General features: G+C 59.2%; 15 protein-coding genes. 10 read left to right on the plus strand and 5 right to left on the minus strand.

All coding sequences use genetic code 11. The features are described 5' to 3' along the window. Positions 1–439 precede the first annotated feature (439 nt). On the plus strand, positions 440–1,330 hold the full coding sequence (gene yedA, locus AC19YQ_RS13765) for a drug/metabolite exporter YedA (protein ID WP_339476456.1): 891 nt from the start codon (positions 440–442) through the stop codon (positions 1,328–1,330). A gap of 67 nt (positions 1,331–1,397) precedes the next feature. Then, positions 1,398–2,735, plus strand: a complete 1,338-nt coding sequence (gene rhlE1 / locus AC19YQ_RS13770; RefSeq protein ID WP_133076973.1) for an RNA helicase RhlE1 — start codon at positions 1,398–1,400, stop codon at positions 2,733–2,735. A gap of 105 nt (positions 2,736–2,840) precedes the next feature. Here rhlE1 and AC19YQ_RS13775 read toward each other — a convergent pair whose 3' ends face one another. Both AC19YQ_RS13775 and AC19YQ_RS13780 read right to left on the minus strand, forming a co-directional pair. Further along, positions 2,841–4,082, minus strand: coding sequence for a TIGR03862 family flavoprotein (locus tag AC19YQ_RS13775; RefSeq protein WP_500595327.1), 1,242 nt, complete (start codon positions 4,080–4,082; stop codon positions 2,841–2,843). Between the two features lie 327 nt (positions 4,083–4,409). After that, positions 4,410–5,330, minus strand: a complete 921-nt coding sequence (locus tag AC19YQ_RS13780) for a histone deacetylase family protein (RefSeq protein ID WP_500595328.1) — start codon at positions 5,328–5,330, stop codon at positions 4,410–4,412. A gap of 91 nt (positions 5,331–5,421) precedes the next feature. On the opposite strand from AC19YQ_RS13780, the gene AC19YQ_RS13785 reads away from it, so the two are divergent. The 3 genes from AC19YQ_RS13785 (at position 5,422) to AC19YQ_RS13795 (ending at position 7,535) form a co-directional block, all read left to right on the plus strand. Then, positions 5,422–5,991 carry a GNAT family N-acetyltransferase gene (locus tag AC19YQ_RS13785; RefSeq protein WP_500595329.1) on the plus strand — a complete coding sequence of 190 codons (570 nt, stop codon included), beginning with the start codon at positions 5,422–5,424 and terminating at the stop codon, positions 5,989–5,991. Positions 5,992–6,078: 87 nt separating this feature from the next. After that, a complete protein-coding gene (tesB, locus tag AC19YQ_RS13790; RefSeq protein ID WP_133076969.1) occupies positions 6,079–6,948 on the plus strand; it encodes an acyl-CoA thioesterase II in 870 nt (289 codons plus the stop codon). Continuing rightward, positions 6,945–7,535, plus strand: coding sequence for an HAD family hydrolase (locus AC19YQ_RS13795; RefSeq protein WP_500595330.1), 591 nt, complete (start codon positions 6,945–6,947; stop codon positions 7,533–7,535). Before tesB ends, AC19YQ_RS13795 begins: the two co-directional genes overlap by 4 nt. A gap of 47 nt (positions 7,536–7,582) precedes the next feature. On the opposite strand, the gene ypfJ is transcribed toward AC19YQ_RS13795, so the two are convergent. After that, positions 7,583–8,476, minus strand: coding sequence for a KPN_02809 family neutral zinc metallopeptidase (gene ypfJ / locus AC19YQ_RS13800; RefSeq protein WP_133076967.1), 894 nt, complete (start codon positions 8,474–8,476; stop codon positions 7,583–7,585). 233 nt (positions 8,477–8,709) lie between these two features. Between ypfJ and AC19YQ_RS13805 the strand changes: the two genes are divergently transcribed. The 4 genes from AC19YQ_RS13805 to pcaG all read left to right on the plus strand — a co-directional run bounded on the left by AC19YQ_RS13805 (position 8,710) and on the right by pcaG (position 12,127). Further along, positions 8,710–9,738 carry a PDDEXK nuclease domain-containing protein gene (locus AC19YQ_RS13805; protein WP_339476466.1) on the plus strand — a complete coding sequence of 343 codons (1,029 nt, stop codon included), beginning with the start codon at positions 8,710–8,712 and terminating at the stop codon, positions 9,736–9,738. Between the two features lie 24 nt (positions 9,739–9,762). After that, entirely contained in the window at positions 9,763–10,692 is a 930-nt protein-coding gene (pcaQ, locus tag AC19YQ_RS13810; RefSeq protein WP_133076966.1) for a pca operon transcription factor PcaQ, read from the plus strand. A gap of 98 nt (positions 10,693–10,790) precedes the next feature. After that, on the plus strand, positions 10,791–11,510 hold the full coding sequence (gene pcaH, locus AC19YQ_RS13815) for a protocatechuate 3,4-dioxygenase subunit beta (protein ID WP_326425221.1): 720 nt from the start codon (positions 10,791–10,793) through the stop codon (positions 11,508–11,510). Between the two features lie 11 nt (positions 11,511–11,521). After that, on the plus strand, positions 11,522–12,127 hold the full coding sequence (gene pcaG, locus AC19YQ_RS13820; protein ID WP_339476471.1) for a protocatechuate 3,4-dioxygenase subunit alpha: 606 nt from the start codon (positions 11,522–11,524) through the stop codon (positions 12,125–12,127). A 165-nt stretch (positions 12,128–12,292) separates the two neighbouring features. On the opposite strand, the gene AC19YQ_RS13825 is transcribed toward pcaG, so the two are convergent. Beyond that, positions 12,293–13,177: a DMT family transporter gene (locus AC19YQ_RS13825; protein ID WP_133076963.1), complete on the minus strand. Its 885-nt coding sequence runs from the start codon at positions 13,175–13,177 to the stop codon at positions 12,293–12,295. Positions 13,178–13,200: 23 nt separating this feature from the next. After that, complete coding sequence (locus AC19YQ_RS13830; RefSeq protein ID WP_500595331.1) at positions 13,201–14,529, minus strand: MFS transporter; 1,329 nt, start codon at positions 14,527–14,529, stop codon at positions 13,201–13,203. Between the two features lie 244 nt (positions 14,530–14,773). Here AC19YQ_RS13830 and quiC point away from each other — a divergent pair, with 244 nt between their 5' ends. Beyond that, positions 14,774–16,684, plus strand: a complete 1,911-nt coding sequence (quiC, locus tag AC19YQ_RS13835) for a 3-dehydroshikimate dehydratase QuiC (protein WP_500595332.1) — start codon at positions 14,774–14,776, stop codon at positions 16,682–16,684. Positions 16,685–16,740: the final 56 nt, after the last annotated feature.

The following is a 16,740-nucleotide window of genomic DNA, read 5'->3' on the forward strand; positions in this document are numbered from 1 at the left end:
GGGTGTCAGTCAGACCGCGTTGCCAGCCTCGCAGGCAAGCCAGCTCCCACGGGTTTTGTAGCGCTCACTGAATTCGATGCTTGCAGAGCCATGGTGTGGGAGCGGGCTTGCTCGCGATGGCATCGCCGCGGGGTGTCAGTCAGACCGCGTTGCCAGCCTCGCAGGCAAGCCAGCTCCCACGGGTTTTGTAGCGCTCACTGAATTCGATGCTTGCAGAGCCATGGTGTGGGAGCGGGCTTGCTCGCGATGGCATCGCCACGGAGTGTCAGTCAGACCGCGTTGCCAGCCTCGCAGGCAAGCCAATCTCCCACGGGTTTTGTGTTGCCCCCTCAGGCAGGTATAAAAGTGTACGGTCACTTTTGGTGCGTTCTGTTACTTATTATTACGCACTCCCTTGTCTAAACTCCCCAGTCCCCTGCCTCTGCCCTTGAGCTGCCCCATGCCTGCCGCGCGTCGTTTTCCGCTACAACTGATCGGTGCTTTTTTTGCCTTGTACGTGATTTGGGGCTCGACCTACCTGGCCATTCGCATCGGCATTGAGTCCTGGCCTCCCTTGATGATGGCCGGGGTGCGGTTTCTGATAGCGGGCAGTTTGATGTACGCCTTCATGCGCTGGCGGGGCGCGCCTGCACCGACAGGGGTGCAATGGCGTTCGGCTGCCATGATCGGCTTTCTGCTGCTGGCCTGCGGCAATGGTGGCGTGACCCTGGCAGAGCACTCGGGGGTAGCGTCTGGCGTCGCCGCGCTGGCCGTGGCCACCGTGCCGTTGTTTACCTTGCTGTTCGGCTACTTCTGGGGCGCACGCAACACTCGCCTGGAATGGGCGGGTATCGCCCTGGGGCTGGTGGGCATCGGCATGCTCAACCTGGGCTCCAACCTGCAAGCCAGCCCGATGGGCGCGGCAATGGTGATTTTTGCCGCCGCTGCCTGGGCGTTTGGTTCGGTCTGGAGCCGGCACCTGCCGCTGCCCCCCGGGCCAATGGCCAGCGCCGCTGAAATGCTCACCGCAGGTGCGGTACTGCTGGTGGGCAGCCTGGTCAGCGGCGAGCGCATGACCCAAATGCCGACGGCCGCAGGCTGGGGCGCCTTGCTGTATCTGGTGTTCTTTGGCTCGATCATCGCCTTCAGCGCTTATATGTACCTGCTCAAAAACGTGCGCCCGGCCGCAGCCACCAGCTACGCCTACGTCAACCCGGCCGTGGCAGTGATGCTGGGGATCGCCTTTGCGGGTGAGACCATTGGTTTTGAAGAGTGCCTGGCCATGGCCGTGATCATCAGCGCCGTGGTGTTGATCGGGTTGCCGCAGTGGCGCAAGCAGAAACCCGTGTGAATTAGGGTAAACTGCGCGCCATTGCAACGTATGCACCCCTGCGCAGACCTTTTTCGACGGTATCCCCATGACATTCGCCACCCTTGGCCTGATCGAACCCCTGCTGCGCGCCCTTGAGACGCTCGGCTACAAGACCCCAACCCCGGTTCAGGCCCAAGCGATCCCCGCAGTACTGGCTGGCCGCGACCTGATGGCTGCAGCCCAGACCGGCACCGGCAAAACCGGCGGTTTCGCCCTGCCGTTGTTGCAGTCGCTGACGATGGAAGGCCCGAAAGTCGCCAGCAACTCGGTGCGTGCACTGGTGCTGGTGCCGACCCGTGAACTGGCCGAACAGGTACACGAGAGCATTCGCCAGTACGCCGAGCACCTGCCGTTGAGCACCTACGCGGTGTACGGTGGCGTCAGCATCAACCCGCAAATGATGAAAATGCGTAAAGGCGTTGATGTACTGGTTGCCACCCCTGGCCGTCTGCTGGACCTGTATCGCCAGAAGGCGATCAAGTTCAACCAGCTGCAAACCCTGATTCTCGACGAAGCGGATCGCATGCTCGATCTGGGCTTCAGTGAAGAGCTGCGCGACATCTACCGCGCCTTGCCAAAAAAGCGCCAGACCCTGCTGTTTTCGGCCACCTTTTCTGACGCGATTCGCCTGTTGGCCGAGCAGATGCTCGACAACCCGCTGAGCATCGAAGTCAGCCCGCGTAACGTGGCGGCCAGCAGCGTCAAGCAATGGGTTATCCCGGTCGACAAAAAGCGCAAGGCAGAGCTGTTTTTGCACTTGCTGCGCACCCAGCACTGGAAGCAGGTACTGGTGTTCGCTAAAACCCGCAACGGTGTGGATGAACTGGTGGGCAAGCTGCAAGCGTTGGGAATCAACGCTGACGGCATCCACGGCGACAAGCCGCAGGCCACGCGTCAACGGGCGCTGGACCGCTTCAAGGCCAGCGAAGTGCAAATCCTGGTGGCCACCGATGTCGCCGCACGCGGTCTGGACATCGAAGATCTGCCGCTGGTAGTCAACTTCGACTTGCCAATCGTGGCCGAAGACTACATTCACCGCATTGGTCGTACCGGTCGCGCCGGGCAGAAGGGCGAAGCCATTTCGCTGGTCTGTGCTGACGAAGTGAACATGCTGTCGGCGATCGAGATGCTGACCCGCCAGACCTTGAAGCGCCACGAAGAGCAAGACTTCGAGCCGGAGCACCGTGTGCCCGAGACGGATGCTTCGGGTCAGGTGGTCAAAAAGCCGAAGAAGCCGAAAAAGCCGAAAACCTCGGGCGGTGGCGGCAAGCGCAACCTGGGCAAATGGGTGGACAGCGGCGAAGCAGCACCGGCCGAGCCATCGGTCAAGCCTGTGCGTAAAGTGCCTGTGTTCAACACCGGCCCGCGCAAGCGCAAGCCTTAAGCACTCTGAACCTGTGGGAGCGGGCTTGCTCGCGATGCAGGCAACGCGGTCTGGCTGAGCCACCGTGTTGACGCCATCGCGAGCAAGCCCGCTCCCACCGTTTGATTAGCGTTGTGCTTTCAGCCAGCTTAAAACCCCCAACCCTGCGGCACGGCCACTGGCAAAACAGCCTGTGAGCAAGTAGCCGCCGGTGGGGGCTTCCCAATCAAGCATTTCGCCCGCACAGAACACCCCCGGCAATGCCTTGAGCATCAGGTTTTCATCCACAGCCTCAAACTTCACCCCACCGGCGCTGCTGATGGCTTCGTCCAGCGGGCGGGCCTTGATCAGTTTCAGGGGCAATGCCTTGATGGCCTTGGCCAATAGCGCCGGGTCGTTGAAGTGCTCCGCTGGCGCTAACTCGCGCAACAACGCGGCTTTCACGCCATCGAGCCCCAACTGGCTGTGCAAGTGCTTGCTCATCGAGCGCGAGCCACGGGGCTTGGCCAGTGTGGCCTGGATTTTATCCACAGGCTTGTTGGGCAACAGATCGATCAGGATCGTGGCTTCACCTCGTTGATTGATCGCCTCGCGAATCGGCGCCGACCAGGCGTAAATCAAACTCCCTTCAATCCCGCTGGCGGTGACCACGCACTCGCCCAGGCGCGGCGGGCTGTGCTCCAGGGCAATGGCGATGTTTTTCAGCGGGGCACCGGCAAACTTGCTGCGCAGCACCTCGCTCCAGCCAGCCACATCAAACCCGCAATTGCTCGGCTGCAACGGCGCCAGTTCAACACCGCGCTCGGCCAGTAATGGCATCCAGGCACCGTCCGATCCCAGTCTGGCCCAACTGCCGCCGCCCAGCGCCAGCAGCACCGCGTCCGGCTTCACGTGCTTCTCGCCTTCAGGGCTGTGGATCCGCAATGGGCCATCGGCGTCCCAGCCCAGCCAGCGATGGCGAGTGTGGATAACGACGCCGGAGTCGCGCAGGCGCTTGAGCCAGGCGCGCAGCAGCGGCGCGGCTTTCATATCGGTGGGGAACACCCTGCCTGAGCTGCCGACAAAAGTCTCGATGCCCAGTTCATGAATCCATTGGCACAAGGCATCGGCATTGAAGGCGCGCAGCAGCGGTGCCATCTGCGGTGCACGTTCGGCGTAGCGCGACAGGAACGCCGGGTAGGCTTCGGAGTGGGTGATATTCATCCCGCCCACCCCGGCCAGCAAGAACTTGCGGCCCACCGACGGCATGCCGTCGTACAGATCAACTCGCACGCCAGCCTGGCTCAACACTTCGGCAGCCATCAAACCGGCCGGTCCACCGCCAATAATGGCGACGTGATGGGGAAGGGAGGCAGTGGAATCAGTCATGGCAGGGCTGCAAATCGGCGAAATAGGCCGGGCATTCTACCTTAGGGGTGGGCAGATCACCCGTAGCAGCTGCCGAAGGCTGCGTCCGGCTGCGCAGCAGTCGTAAAATCATTGTTCGCGTAGAGTCAGATACAAAGCATGCTCAGGTTTTACGACCGCTTCGCACTCGAACGCAGCCTTCGTTCCTCGGCAGCTGCTACGGGGCTGCTCAAAGTTGTACGAAAAACATACAGCCCTCTGAAAGCCATGTCCCCCGTGACCTGCAGGTGTTTCCACTCAGGTTATCCACAGGCAGTTCCACAGGCATTGTGGGTAAAAAATCACACCCTAATGACAACCCGATGACAGCCAGACCTTTTGCGCACGGTGATGCAGAATGCCGTGCCGCCGGGCCAGCGCCTTGCGGTCCTTGCTGTAACCACCGCCAATCACGCCCACCACCGGAATATCGCGGCCCAGACAGTGGCGCATCACGCTCTCGTCACGGGCGCCAACCCCTTCATCGGTCAGCTTCAAATAACCCAGGGCATCGTCTTTGTGCACATCCACGCCAGCGTCGTAGAGCACCAGGTCCGGCTGATAAAGAGGCAGCAGGTAATTGAGCGCCTCGTCGACCACTTGCAAGTAGTCGGCATCACCCATCCCCATCGGCAGGCCGATATCCCAGTCACTTTGGGCCTTGCGCGCCGGAAAGTTCTTTTCGCAGTGTAGGGAAACGGTAATGGCGTCCGGGGTATGTTCAAGGATCCGCGCAGTGCCATCGCCCTGATGCACGTCACAGTCAAAAATCAGCACCCGGTTGACCCGGCCGCTTTCCAGCATATAGCGGCTGATAATGGCCAGATCATTGAAGATGCAAAAGCCTGCCGGGTGATCGTAGTGGGCGTGATGGGTACCGCCCGCCAAATGGCAGGCAAGCCCGTGCTCCAGCGCCTTCTCGGCGGCCAGCAGTGAGCCGCCTACTGCACGAATGGTGCGTCGCGCCAGCGCCTCGCTCCAGGGCAAACCCAGGCGGCGCTGATCTTCGCGGGCCAGTTCGCCCGCCATATAGCGCTCGATATAGTCGCGGTCATGGGCCAGCGCAAGGATATCCACAGGGCACAGCTCGGGCCGAAGCAGGGCCGCATCGCTGGTCAGCCCGGACTCCACAAGGTGATCGCGCAACAGGCGGAATTTATCCATAGGGAATCGATGATCCGTCGGGAACTGCGGGCTGTAGTCATCGTGGTAAATCAGCGGTACAGGCATAGGGATTTTCGCGTCGTAACGAGCGCTGGATATTAACAGCGCTGTACACTGCCGACATATGTAAAGCCCGGTAACAAATCGGAGAGAACCGATGGAGCAAATCAAAGAGCTCGAGAGTGCCCGTTTGCACTTGCGCCCCTGGCGAGACACAGACTTGCCCGAGTTCGCTGCCATGTGTGCTGACCCCCAGGTGATGCGCTATTTTCCGGCGCCCTTGAGCCGCCTCGAAAGCGCAGCGCTGATTGGGCGGATTCGCGGCCACTTTGCCGAATACGGCTACGGGTTGTGGGCGCTGGAGCGCAAGGACACGGGTGCCTTTATCGGTTTTACCGGGCTGATGAATGTCTCTTTTGACGCCTCGTTCGCCCCGGCCGTCGAAATCGGCTGGCGCCTGGCGCCCGAGCATTGGGGCCTGGGCTACGCCAGTGAGGCGGCATGGGCGGCATTGCGCTGTGCCTTCGATCGATTGGCGCTGGATCAGGTGGTGTCGTTTACCAGCCAGGTGAACCTGGCCTCCCAGAAAGTCATGCAGGCCATTGGCATGCAGCACGATCCCGGCGCTGACTTTGAACATCCACGGCTGCTTGAAGGTGACGTGTTAAAGCCCCACGTGCTGTACCGCATTTCGCGGGCGCAGTGGTTGCAAACCCTGCACGGTTAAGCAGGTGCAGTAGAGCGGCGAAAGCCGAAATTTTTGACCGACGTAACGAAGATTGCGACGGTATTGCTCTGTGTGAGGAGAATCTGAATGAGCCAAGTGTTGGATGATCTGGTCAATTTGCTGACCCTGGAACCGATCGAAGAGAACCTCTTTCGCGGCAGCAGCCAGGACTTGGGATTTCGCCAGCTGTTCGGTGGTCAGGTACTCGGTCAATCACTGTCAGCCATGAGCCAGACGGTTGAAGACGCCCGCCATGTGCACTCGATGCATGGCTATTTTTTGCGCCCGGGCGATGCAAGCTTGCCGGTGGTGTATCAGGTTGACCGGGTGCGTGACGGCGGTAGCTTCAGTACGCGCCGGGTGACCGCCATTCAAAAGGGCCAGCCGATCTTTACCAGCAGCGCTTCGTTTCAATACGACGAGGGCGGTTTTGAACATCAGATCCCTATGCCTGATGTTGTAGGACCTGAGAACCTGCCTTCGGAGCTCGACATGATTCGCCAGCGCGCGGATCTGATTCCTGAGTCGATGCGTGAAAAACTGCTGTGCGCCAAGCCCATCGAGTTTCGTCCGGTGGTGGGCGAAGACCCGTTCAACCCCAAGGTCAGCGACCCGATCAAGTACGTGTGGTTTCGCGCCGACGGCACATTGCCCGACACGCCTGCGCTGCATAAATACCTGCTGGCCTACGCCTCGGACTTTGGCTTGCTGACCACCTCCTTGCTGCCCCACGGCAAAGGCGTGTGGCAAAAGGATATGCAGGTCGCCAGTCTTGATCACGCGCTGTGGTTTCACGCTGACCTGCGCGCCGATGACTGGTTGCTCTATGCAATGGACAGCCCGTGGGCCGGTAATTCTCGCGGGTTCTCCCGTGGCAGCGTCTATAACCGCGCAGGCCAACTGGTCGCGTCGGTCACGCAGGAAGGTTTGATACGCCATCGCAAGGACTGGGCATGACACTCAAGGACGTCAAACACTGGGTCTTCGACATGGACGGCACCCTGACCGTCGCCGTGCATGATTTTGCCGTGATTCGTCGGGAGCTGGAGATCCCCGTGGGTGAAGACATCCTGACCCACCTCAACGGCTTGCCCGCCGAGGTGGCGGCGGCCAAGCACGCCTGGTTGCTGGAGCACGAACGCGAACTGGCGCTGGCCTCAACGCCTGCGCCGGGGGCGGTCGAACTGGTGCGCGATCTGGTCGCCCAGGGATGTCGTCTGGGTGTACTGACCCGTAACGCTCAGGAACTGGCATATATCACGCTCAAGGCCATTGGCCTGGACCAGTGCTTTGCGCCACAGGATGTGTTGGGCCGTGACAACGCGGCACACAAACCTGACCCCGATGGCCTGCTACAGCTGGCGCGGGCGTGGGACATATCCCCGGCTAAGATGGTGATGGTGGGGGATTATCACTTTGACCTGGCTTGTGGTCGCGCTGCCGGCAGCAAAACCGTACTGGTCAACGTCCCCGAAAATCCGTGGCCCGAACTGACTGACTGGCACGCCAAAGACTGCTTCGAGTTGCGCCAGTTGCTCGACTGACAGGACGCTGTGGGAGCGGGCTTGCCCGGCTCCCACAGGGTTGCTCGCTAAAGCCGTGCAGCCGAAAACGTATCGCACTGATTGATATTGCCTTGCGCAAAACCGGTCTTGAACCACTTCACCCGTTGCGCCGACGTGCCGTGGGTAAAGGAGTCGGGCACCACACGGCCCTGGCCTTGTTGCTGCAAGCGATCATCGCCAATGGCGTTTGCGGCATTCAAGGCCGATTCAATGTCACCGGGTTCCAGCCAGTTCAGGCGTTTTTGCGCATGATTGGCCCACACCCCTGCCAGGCAGTCGGCTTGCAACTCCTGACGCACCAGCAAGCCGCCATCGCCTTCCATGCGTTTACCCTGCTGGCGAGCCATCTGCATTTTCGACGAGACGCCCAGCAGGGTCTGCACGTGATGGCCCACCTCATGAGCGATCACATACGCCTGGGCAAAATCACCCCCGGCCTTGAAGCGTTGCGTCATTTCCTGGAAGAAACTCATGTCCAGATAGACCTTCTGGTCGGCCGGGCAATAAAACGGCCCGCTGGCTGCCGTTGCAAAGCCGCAGGCCGAATTGACCTGGCCGCGAAACAGCACCAGGGTCGGGTCTTTATAGGTGCGACCGGCCTGCTGAAAAATCTGACGCCAGGTGTCTTCCGTATCCCCCAGCACTGCGCGTACAAAATCGGCCTGTTCATCATTGGCCGCAGGCGCACGCCCGGCCTGCTGAGTGACCTGGGGTGAGGACTGCCCGGTGAACTCACCGCTTAACTGTCCGAGTATCTGCATGGGGTCCTGCCCGGTTAACAGACCGAAGCCGACAATCAGCACCACGGCCATCAGGCTCAGTCCCTTGCCGCCGCCAATCCGCATGCCGCCACCGCCACCGGTGCCTTGATCGCGCACGTCTTCGACGTTATCGCTGCGTCGGCCTTTTTTCCAAAGCATGGGGGTAATCCTCTGATGAATCGTAGTCACAAGTGTTGTTGCTGAGTCGGGGCTGCGCCAGCCCGGCTGTCAGACGCTTACTGAGCGGTGAGAGAGTATGGCATTTGAGAGTTGGGGGTTGCAGGTGAGGACTACAGAACGTATCTGCTTTTTGTGGGGCGGGGCTGACTGACGAGGGAAGAGGCGGGTCGTAGTGTGTGTTGCTCCATTTCGCACGCTTTATCGAGGTTTCAGTGAGCTCGAGCCCTTTAGATACATCGGAACAGACTCCAGTCGTTGATTTCGCCCATGTGGTGCAATTGATTAAAAACGCCCAACAAAATGCAGCGGTTGCAGTGAATACACAGCTCATCGGGCTCTACTGGCAAGTGGGGGCTTTTATCAATCAAAAGTTGGCGCGGGCTGAATGGGGTGACTCTGTAGTCGATCAATTGGCCGAACACATCGCAGCTACCCAGCCTGGGCTGCGGGGGTTTACCCGCCGAAATCTGTTTCGCATGCGTCAGTTTTACGAGGTCTATAAAAAGGATGAAAACTTTGTGTCAGCGCTGCTGACACAAATGCCATGGACTCACCATCTGATGCTGCTGAGCCAATGTAAATCATTGCAGGAGCGAGAGTTTTACATGCGCAACGCGATTGCTCAAAAGTGGTCGAGTCGTGAGTTGAACCGTCAATTGGAGAGCGCATTGTTTGAACGGATGGTGACTCGTCCAGCCAAACTTTCCCCAGCTTTACAGGCGCGTGTCGCAGGTGTGGCGGATGTATTCAAAGACGCTTATTGCATTGAGTTTCTTCAGCTCCCTAAAGGCCACAGTGAGTCTGGGTTGCATCAAGGCTTGCTTGGGCGGTTAAGGGAGTTCTTGACTGAGTTGGGCCATGATTTCTGCTTTGTGGGCTCGGAGTATCCGCTGCAGGTAGGGTGCCGGGACTTTGCAGTTGATCTGCTTTTGTTTCATCGTGGCTTGAATTCTCTTGTAGCGATTGAGCTGAAGGTGGGGCGCTTTGAACCCGAACATCTGGGCAAACTCAACTTTTATCTCGAGGCCTTGGACCGCGACCACCGCAAGTCGCACGAAAATCCGGCCATCGGTGTTTTACTGTGTGCCAGCAAGGAAGATGAAGTGGTTGAATACGCACTGAACCGTTCACTATCGCCCGCTTTGATCGCTGAGTATCAGACCAGGCTGCCGGACAAGAAAATACTGCAAGCCAAGTTGCACGAGTTTTATCTGCAAAATGTCCCCGTTGATGACGCGTAACCCCGCCCCGGAGTTGTTAGCCCTGTGAACATTGATACCCGCATCAAGTACCGCCACCTTGTGTGCTTTCTGGAAATGGCGCGCCAGGGCAGTTTGGCGCGGGCAGCCGATGTGCTGGCGGTCAGCCAGCCAGCCATGTCCAAAACCCTCAAGGAGCTTGAGGCGCTGCTGACGGTCAGCCTGTTTGTTCGCAGCAAAAGCGGGATCACCCTGACCGAAGCCGGCGTGGCGTTCCTGCGGTATGCGACGCCCTCGGTGCAGGCATTGCGCGAGGGCGTCAATGCCCTGCGCGGCGGTGAGTATGTAGGCGGCACGGTGCGGCTGGGGGTCTTGTCGACGGTCGAAAGCCTGCTGATACCCGAACTGGTGCAGCGTCTGCATGCACGGCATTCATCGCTGGTGGTCAGCGTTGTCACCGGGCCAAGTGCCTATCTGTTATCGCAGTTAAGGGTAGGCGATGTCGATCTGGTCGTAGGGCGCATGACCGACAGCCCGGAAATTCAGGGTATGAATTTTGAGCATCTCTACAGCGAATCCATGACCCTGGTAGCCCGCGCGGGTCATCCCCTGACCCAGGGCCCGCTGGACCGTACCCTGCTTGAAAACTATCCGCTGGTTTTGCCGCTGGCCAACACCACCATTCGCGCCTTTGCCGACAGCCTGTTTGTACAGTGCGGCATCAGCCAGTCCCGCCAGCGTCTGGAAACCCTGTCGATTACTTTGAGTCGGCGTTATGTGCTGCGCAACGATGCGGTGTGGATTGCACCGCTGGACGCCGTGCGTCTGGATCTGGCCAGTGGCGAACTCCAGGAAATCGACCTGGGCCAGCGCGAACCGGGCGGTTCAATCGGTATTTGCAGCAACGCCCATGTACCGATGTCGGTGGCGGCACAGGGCTGTGTGGAAGTCTTGCGCGAATTGGGGCAGGCCTACGGTGAAGGCATTTATCCATAACCATATGGTTATGTTTGGAGCTGGCCTTTTCAGTAGTCTTGCCTCACCTGTTGTTTGAAACTGGCGCCTGGCCTTTATAAAAACAACAGGAGATCGACATGTCTGATGCAGACAGCCGGCGCTTTATCATCCGTGACCGCAACTGGCACCCCAAAGCCCTGACCCCCGATTACAAGACATCCATTGCCCGTTCCCCGCGCCAGGCGCTGGTGAGCATCCCGCAATCGGTCAGTGAAACCAGCGGGCCTGACTTTTCCCATCTGAAGTTCGGCAAGTTCGACAACGACCTGCTGCTTAATTTCAACAATGGTGGTTTGCCGATAGGCGAGCGGATCATCCTGGCGGGGCGCGTGCGCGATCAGTACGGCAAGCCGATTCCTCATACCCTGGTTGAAATCTGGCAGGCCAACGCAGGCGGCCGGTATCGCCACAAAAACGACCGTTACCTGGCGCCGCTGGACCCAAACTTTGGCGGCGTGGGCCGCACCCTGACCGATAGCGAAGGGTATTACAGTTTTCGCACCGTCAAACCGGGGCCCTATCCTTGGCGCAACGGACCAAACGACTGGCGCCCGGCGCATATCCACGTCTCCATCAGTGGTCCGGCAATTGCCACGCGGCTGATTACCCAGCTGTATTTCGAAGGTGATCCGATGATCCCCATGTGCCCGATCGTCAAGTCGATTACCAACGCCGATGCCGTGCAAAGCCTGATCGCCCGGTTGGACATGGGCGCGGCCAATCCGATGGATTGTCTGGCGTATCGTTTTGACATCGTGCTGCGCGGTCAGCGCCAGACTCACTTTGAAAACTGCTGAGGAGCTCCGTCATGCCTATCGAACTGCTACCCGAAACCCCATCGCAAACGGCTGGCCCCTACGTGCATATCGGCCTGGCCCTGGCTGCGGCCGGCAACCCGTCGCGACCTGAAGAAATCTGGAGCGAGATGGCCAAGCCCGGTGCTGCGGGCGAGCCTATCGTGCTGTTTGGCAACGTCTATGACGGCAATGGCCATCTGGTGCGCGACTCCTTTCTGGAGCTGTGGCAGGCCAATCATGAAGGGGTCTATGACGAAGCGTTTGACTCGGAAAAAGCGTTCAACAGCTTTGGTCGTACCGCCACCACCTTCGATGCGGGTGAGTGGACGCTGAACACCATCAAGCCGGGGGTGGTGAACAACGCAGGCGGTGTGCCGATGGCGCCGCATATCAACGTGTCGTTGTTTGCCCGTGGCATCAACATCCATTTGCAAACTCGCCTGTACTTCAGCGACGAGCCCGAGGCGAATGCAAAGTGCCCGGTGCTCAACCTGATCGAGCAGCCGCAACGGCGCGAAACCTTGATCGCCCATCGTTGCGAACTCAATGGCAAAACAGCCTACAAGTTTGATATCCGCATTCAGGGCGAAGGGGAGACGGTGTTCTTCGACTTTTAAGCGCACCCTGCCTCTTGTGGGAGCGGGCTTGCTCGCGATTGAGCCACCTAGGTCGTTCTGACAGACCGCGGTGATGCTATCGCGAGCAAGCCCGCTCCCACAGCACACGTTGTCCTACCTCGGCGGCAATCGCCAGCCCAATACGTCGAGCAGGTCGCAGCCATCTTATGTGCGGCCGCGCCGCTGCTGCCATGCCGCCGCCAGCCCGCTGATGCAGATAATCGCAATGCCGATGCGGCTGGCCAGGTCAGGCGTATGGTCAAAAAGCAACCAGCCCAACACCCCTGAAAACACAATCTGGCAGTAGCTGAACGGCGCCAGCAATGCGGGCGCTGCCACACGAAAAGATTGGGTCAGCAGCAAATGCGCGGTCATGCCCAGGCTGCCCAGCGCCAGCATTTGCAAACCGTGGATCAGTGTCGGCGTTTGCCAGAAAAACGGCACCAGCGCACTCATCACCAGCACATTGAACAGCCCGGCAAAAAAGTTGCTGGTGGTGGGGCTGTCGTACGCACTGAGTTTGCGCGTGAGGATCTGATAGCAGCTGAAACACAGCGCTGCCGTCATGGGCAATAACACCGCAGGCGTAAACAACTCGCCTCCCGGGTGAATGATGATCACCACCCCGATAAACCCGCACACCACGGCCATCCATTGCCCGCGAGTCACTGTCTCGCCCAGTAATGGCCCGGACAATGCCGCCACCAGCAGCGGCGCCAGAAAGTTGACCGCCGTATTTTCAGCCAGTGGGATAAACAGCAACCCATAGGTGAAAAAAAGCCCTGAGCCCAGCAGGCAAATAGCCCGCAACACCTGAAGCAAAGGCCGTTTGCTGCGCAGTACACGCAATCCGGACTGGGGCAGAAAGATCCCCGCCATCAATACGGTATGCACCAGGTAACGTGCCCACACCACCATCACCACCGGGTAGAAACCACTGAGGTACTTGGACAGCGCATCGTGACTGGAGAACAGCGCTGTGGCTGTCACAATCAGCAGGATGCCCTTCAGGGGTTGGTTCACCCCCGAGAGGGGTGTGGGTAGTGTCATCGAATACCTCGTTGTTCTATGCGCTAAACCTGTGGGATTTTTCGCGGCGCCATGAAGTACATCCACACTAACGCAATGAAGTACATCGCTGGAATCATGGTGAACAGTAAGGTGTAGTTATTGTTCGTGACGGTCAGCACATAACCCACAAACTGGGTCATGAACATCCCGCCGATGGCGGCGCACATGCCGCCAAAGCCGAACACGGTGCCCATCATGTGCTTGGGCGTGTAGTCCATCACCATGCTCCACACGTTGGCCGTCCAGGCCTGGTGCGCACCCAGTGCCAGGGCAATGGCGCCCACGGCGACCCAAAGTTCGCTGGAGCCTGCGGCCATCACCACGCCGATGATGCTGATCGCGCACAACAGCATCGACACCAGTCGCGCCTTGACCGCCGCCATGCCTCGCTTGATCAGGACCGAAGACAGAATCCCGCCGCCCACACTGCCGAAGTCGGCGGTGATGTAGATGATGATCAGCGGGATGCCCATTTGGGTCACGCTGATGCCCAGGTTGTATTGCTGGTTGAGAAACGGCGGCAGCCAGTACAGGTAGAACCAGAACACGGGAGCCGTCATGGCGTAGGACAAGGCGAATGCCCAGGTGCCGCGCATCTTGAGGATGGTGCCGAAAGAGACGGTGGTTTGCTCAGGCTCTTTCTCTTGCTGGATGTAAGCCAGTTCCTCTTTGCTAACGGTTGGGTGATCTTCAGGGTTGTAGTACTTCAAGCCCCAAAAGATCAGCCAGATACCGCCCAAGGCCGCCATGCACAAAAAGGCTGCCTGCCAGCCCCACACGTGCAGCACCAATGGCAGCATCATGGGGGTGAACATGGCGCCCACGTTGGTACCTGCGTTGAAGATCCCGCTGGCCACGGCCCGCTCGCTGGCCGGGAACCACAGCCGAGTGGTTTTTACGCAGGCCGGATAATTGGCGGCTTCAGTCAGGCCGAGAATGAAGCGGCAAATCATAAAGCCCACCGCTGACGTGGCCAGGCCATGAGCACCGGTGGCCAGGCTCCACAGCAACACGGCGCAGAAGAACACGCGCTTGACCCCAACCCGGTCGATCAGGCGGCCTTGCAGCACGAAGCCAATGGCATAGCCCACCTGAAACCAGAAGTTGATGTTGGCGTAGTCCATCGCCGTCCAGCTCATCTCTTTGGCCAGGATCGGTTGCATGACGCCCAGGGCGGCGCGGTCGATAAAATTCAGTGTGGTGGCGAAAAACACCAGTGCGAGCATGCCCCAACGGGTTTTGCCAGTCGCCAGGGTGCCGCGAATCTTGTCACCCATTCCTGCGTTTGGAGCGTGGGCAGGGGTAGTGCGTGCAGTCGGAGAAGGGACCATGGATGTTTACCCGTTTCTTGGAATTTTTATGTGGTGTTGCACAACAGTTGACGCAAGAAGTACGGAGTTGATGGTGGCGAGTGGACAAAAAATCGTCAATTCAAGATAGGCCATAATGTTCGATAATCGCACGCAAAACTAACCGGTTGGTACAGATTGGTTGCTCAATAATAGGGCGCCCTTAATAATCAAGCCATTAAGAAATGCCGTCGCCTGCAGGCTGCGCCAATCCTGGGAGTTTTAAATGAAGCGTTCGATCGCCACGGTTTCCTTGAGCGGCACCCTGCCAGAGAAGCTGGACGCCATTGCGGCGGCAGGTTTTGACGGGGTCGAGATCTTTGAGAATGATCTGCTGTATTACGACGGCAGCCCCCGTGAAGTCCGTCAGATGTGCACCGATCTGGGGCTTGAAATCAGCCTGTTCCAGCCGTTTCGTGATTTCGAGGGGTGCCGCCGCGATCGCCTTGCCCGTAACCTTGATCGCGCTGAGCGTAAATTTGACCTGATGCAGGAGCTGGGCACCGACCTGGTGCTGGTGTGCAGTAACGCTTCGCCCGACTCGGTGGGCGATCGCCAGATTCTGCTGGATGACCTGAGCCTGCTCGCCGAACGTGCGGGGGCGCGCAACCTGCGCATTGGTTACGAAGCGCTGGCCTGGGGGCGTCACGTCAATACCTGGCAACAGGTCTGGGATCTGGTGCGCCAGATCGACCATCCGAATCTTGGGGTATTGCTCGACAGCTTCCACACCCTGTCGCTCAAGGGCGATCCAAGCGCCATTGCGCAGATTCCCGGCGACAAGATCTTCTTTGTACAAATGGCTGACGCACCGATTCTGGCCATGGATGTGCTGGAGTGGAGTCGTCATTTCCGTTGTTTCCCAGGGCAGGGCGAGTTTGATCTGCCGGGCTTTTTGGCCCCGATCATACAAAGTGGCTACACAGGCCCTCTGTCGCTGGAAATCTTCAATGACGGTTTTCGGGCTGCTCCGCCGCGGGCCAATGCGGCCGATGGCTTGCGTTCGTTGTTGTACCTCGAAGAGAAGACCTGCGAACGGCTTGTGCAGCAAGCGGCCCCGGCCGCGACGCTTGAACCCTTGTTTGCACCGCCTCAAGCCAGTCAGTACGACGGTATCGAGTTCCTCGAATTTGCCGTGGATGAAAGCCAGGGCGCGCAGCTGACTCACTGGCTCGAACGCCTGGGGTTCAGCAATGCCGGGCAGCACCGTTCAAAGAACGTGAGCTTGCTGCGCCAGGGCGACATCAACCTGATCCTCAACGCTGAACCCTATTCGTTCGCCCATAACTTTTTTGAGGCCCACGGTCCATCGTTGTGCGCCACTGCACTGCGTGTGCAGGACAGCAGCAGCGCCCTGGCCCGTGCCGTGGCCTACAAGGGGCAGCCCTATCGCGGGCTGGTCGGCCCCAATGAGCTGGAGCTGGCGGCGGTGCGCGCACCGGATGGCAGCCTGATTTATCTGGTGGACAAAGACGCTGCCGGCAAGCCGCTGTATGAGTCGGACTTCACCATCACGCCAACTCCGTCAGCCCAGGGCGGGCTCAAGCGCATCGACCACATGGCAATGGCTCTGCCCGCCGACAGCCTCGACAGCTGGGTACTGTTCTATAAAAGCCTTCTGGATTTCGAGGCTGATGATGAAGTGGTGCTGCCGGACCCTTATGGGCTGGTCAAGAGCCGGGCATTGCGCAGTCGATGCAGCTCGATTCGTTTGCCGTTGAATATTTCAGAGAACAGAAACACCGCCATCTCACATGCCCTGTCGAGTTATCGTGGCTCAGGTGTGCATCACATTGCCTTTGAATGTGATGACCTGTTTGCTGAAGTCAGCCGTGCCAAGGCTGCGGGCGTGCCGTTGCTGGATATCCCGCTCAACTACTACGACGACCTGGCCGCGCGGTTTGATTTCGATGATGAGTTCTTGAGCGAACTGGCCTATTTCAACGTGCTGTACGACCGGGATGCCCAAGGCGGCGAGTTGTTTCATGTGTATACGGAAGCCTTTGAGGGGCGTTTTTTCTTCGAGCTTCTGCAACGCAAAAATGGCTATGCCGGGTACGGTGCTGCAAACGTAGCGGTGCGTCTGGCCGCCATGGCCAAGTCGCGCAGTGGCGCGGCGCGTCAGGCAAAACTGTAGGGCGACTTCCTTCATTGAGCAGGGCGCCCCATAATCGCGGGCATTCCAATATGGCC

It is taken from the genome of Pseudomonas sp. MF06569, from assembly GCF_059862735.1.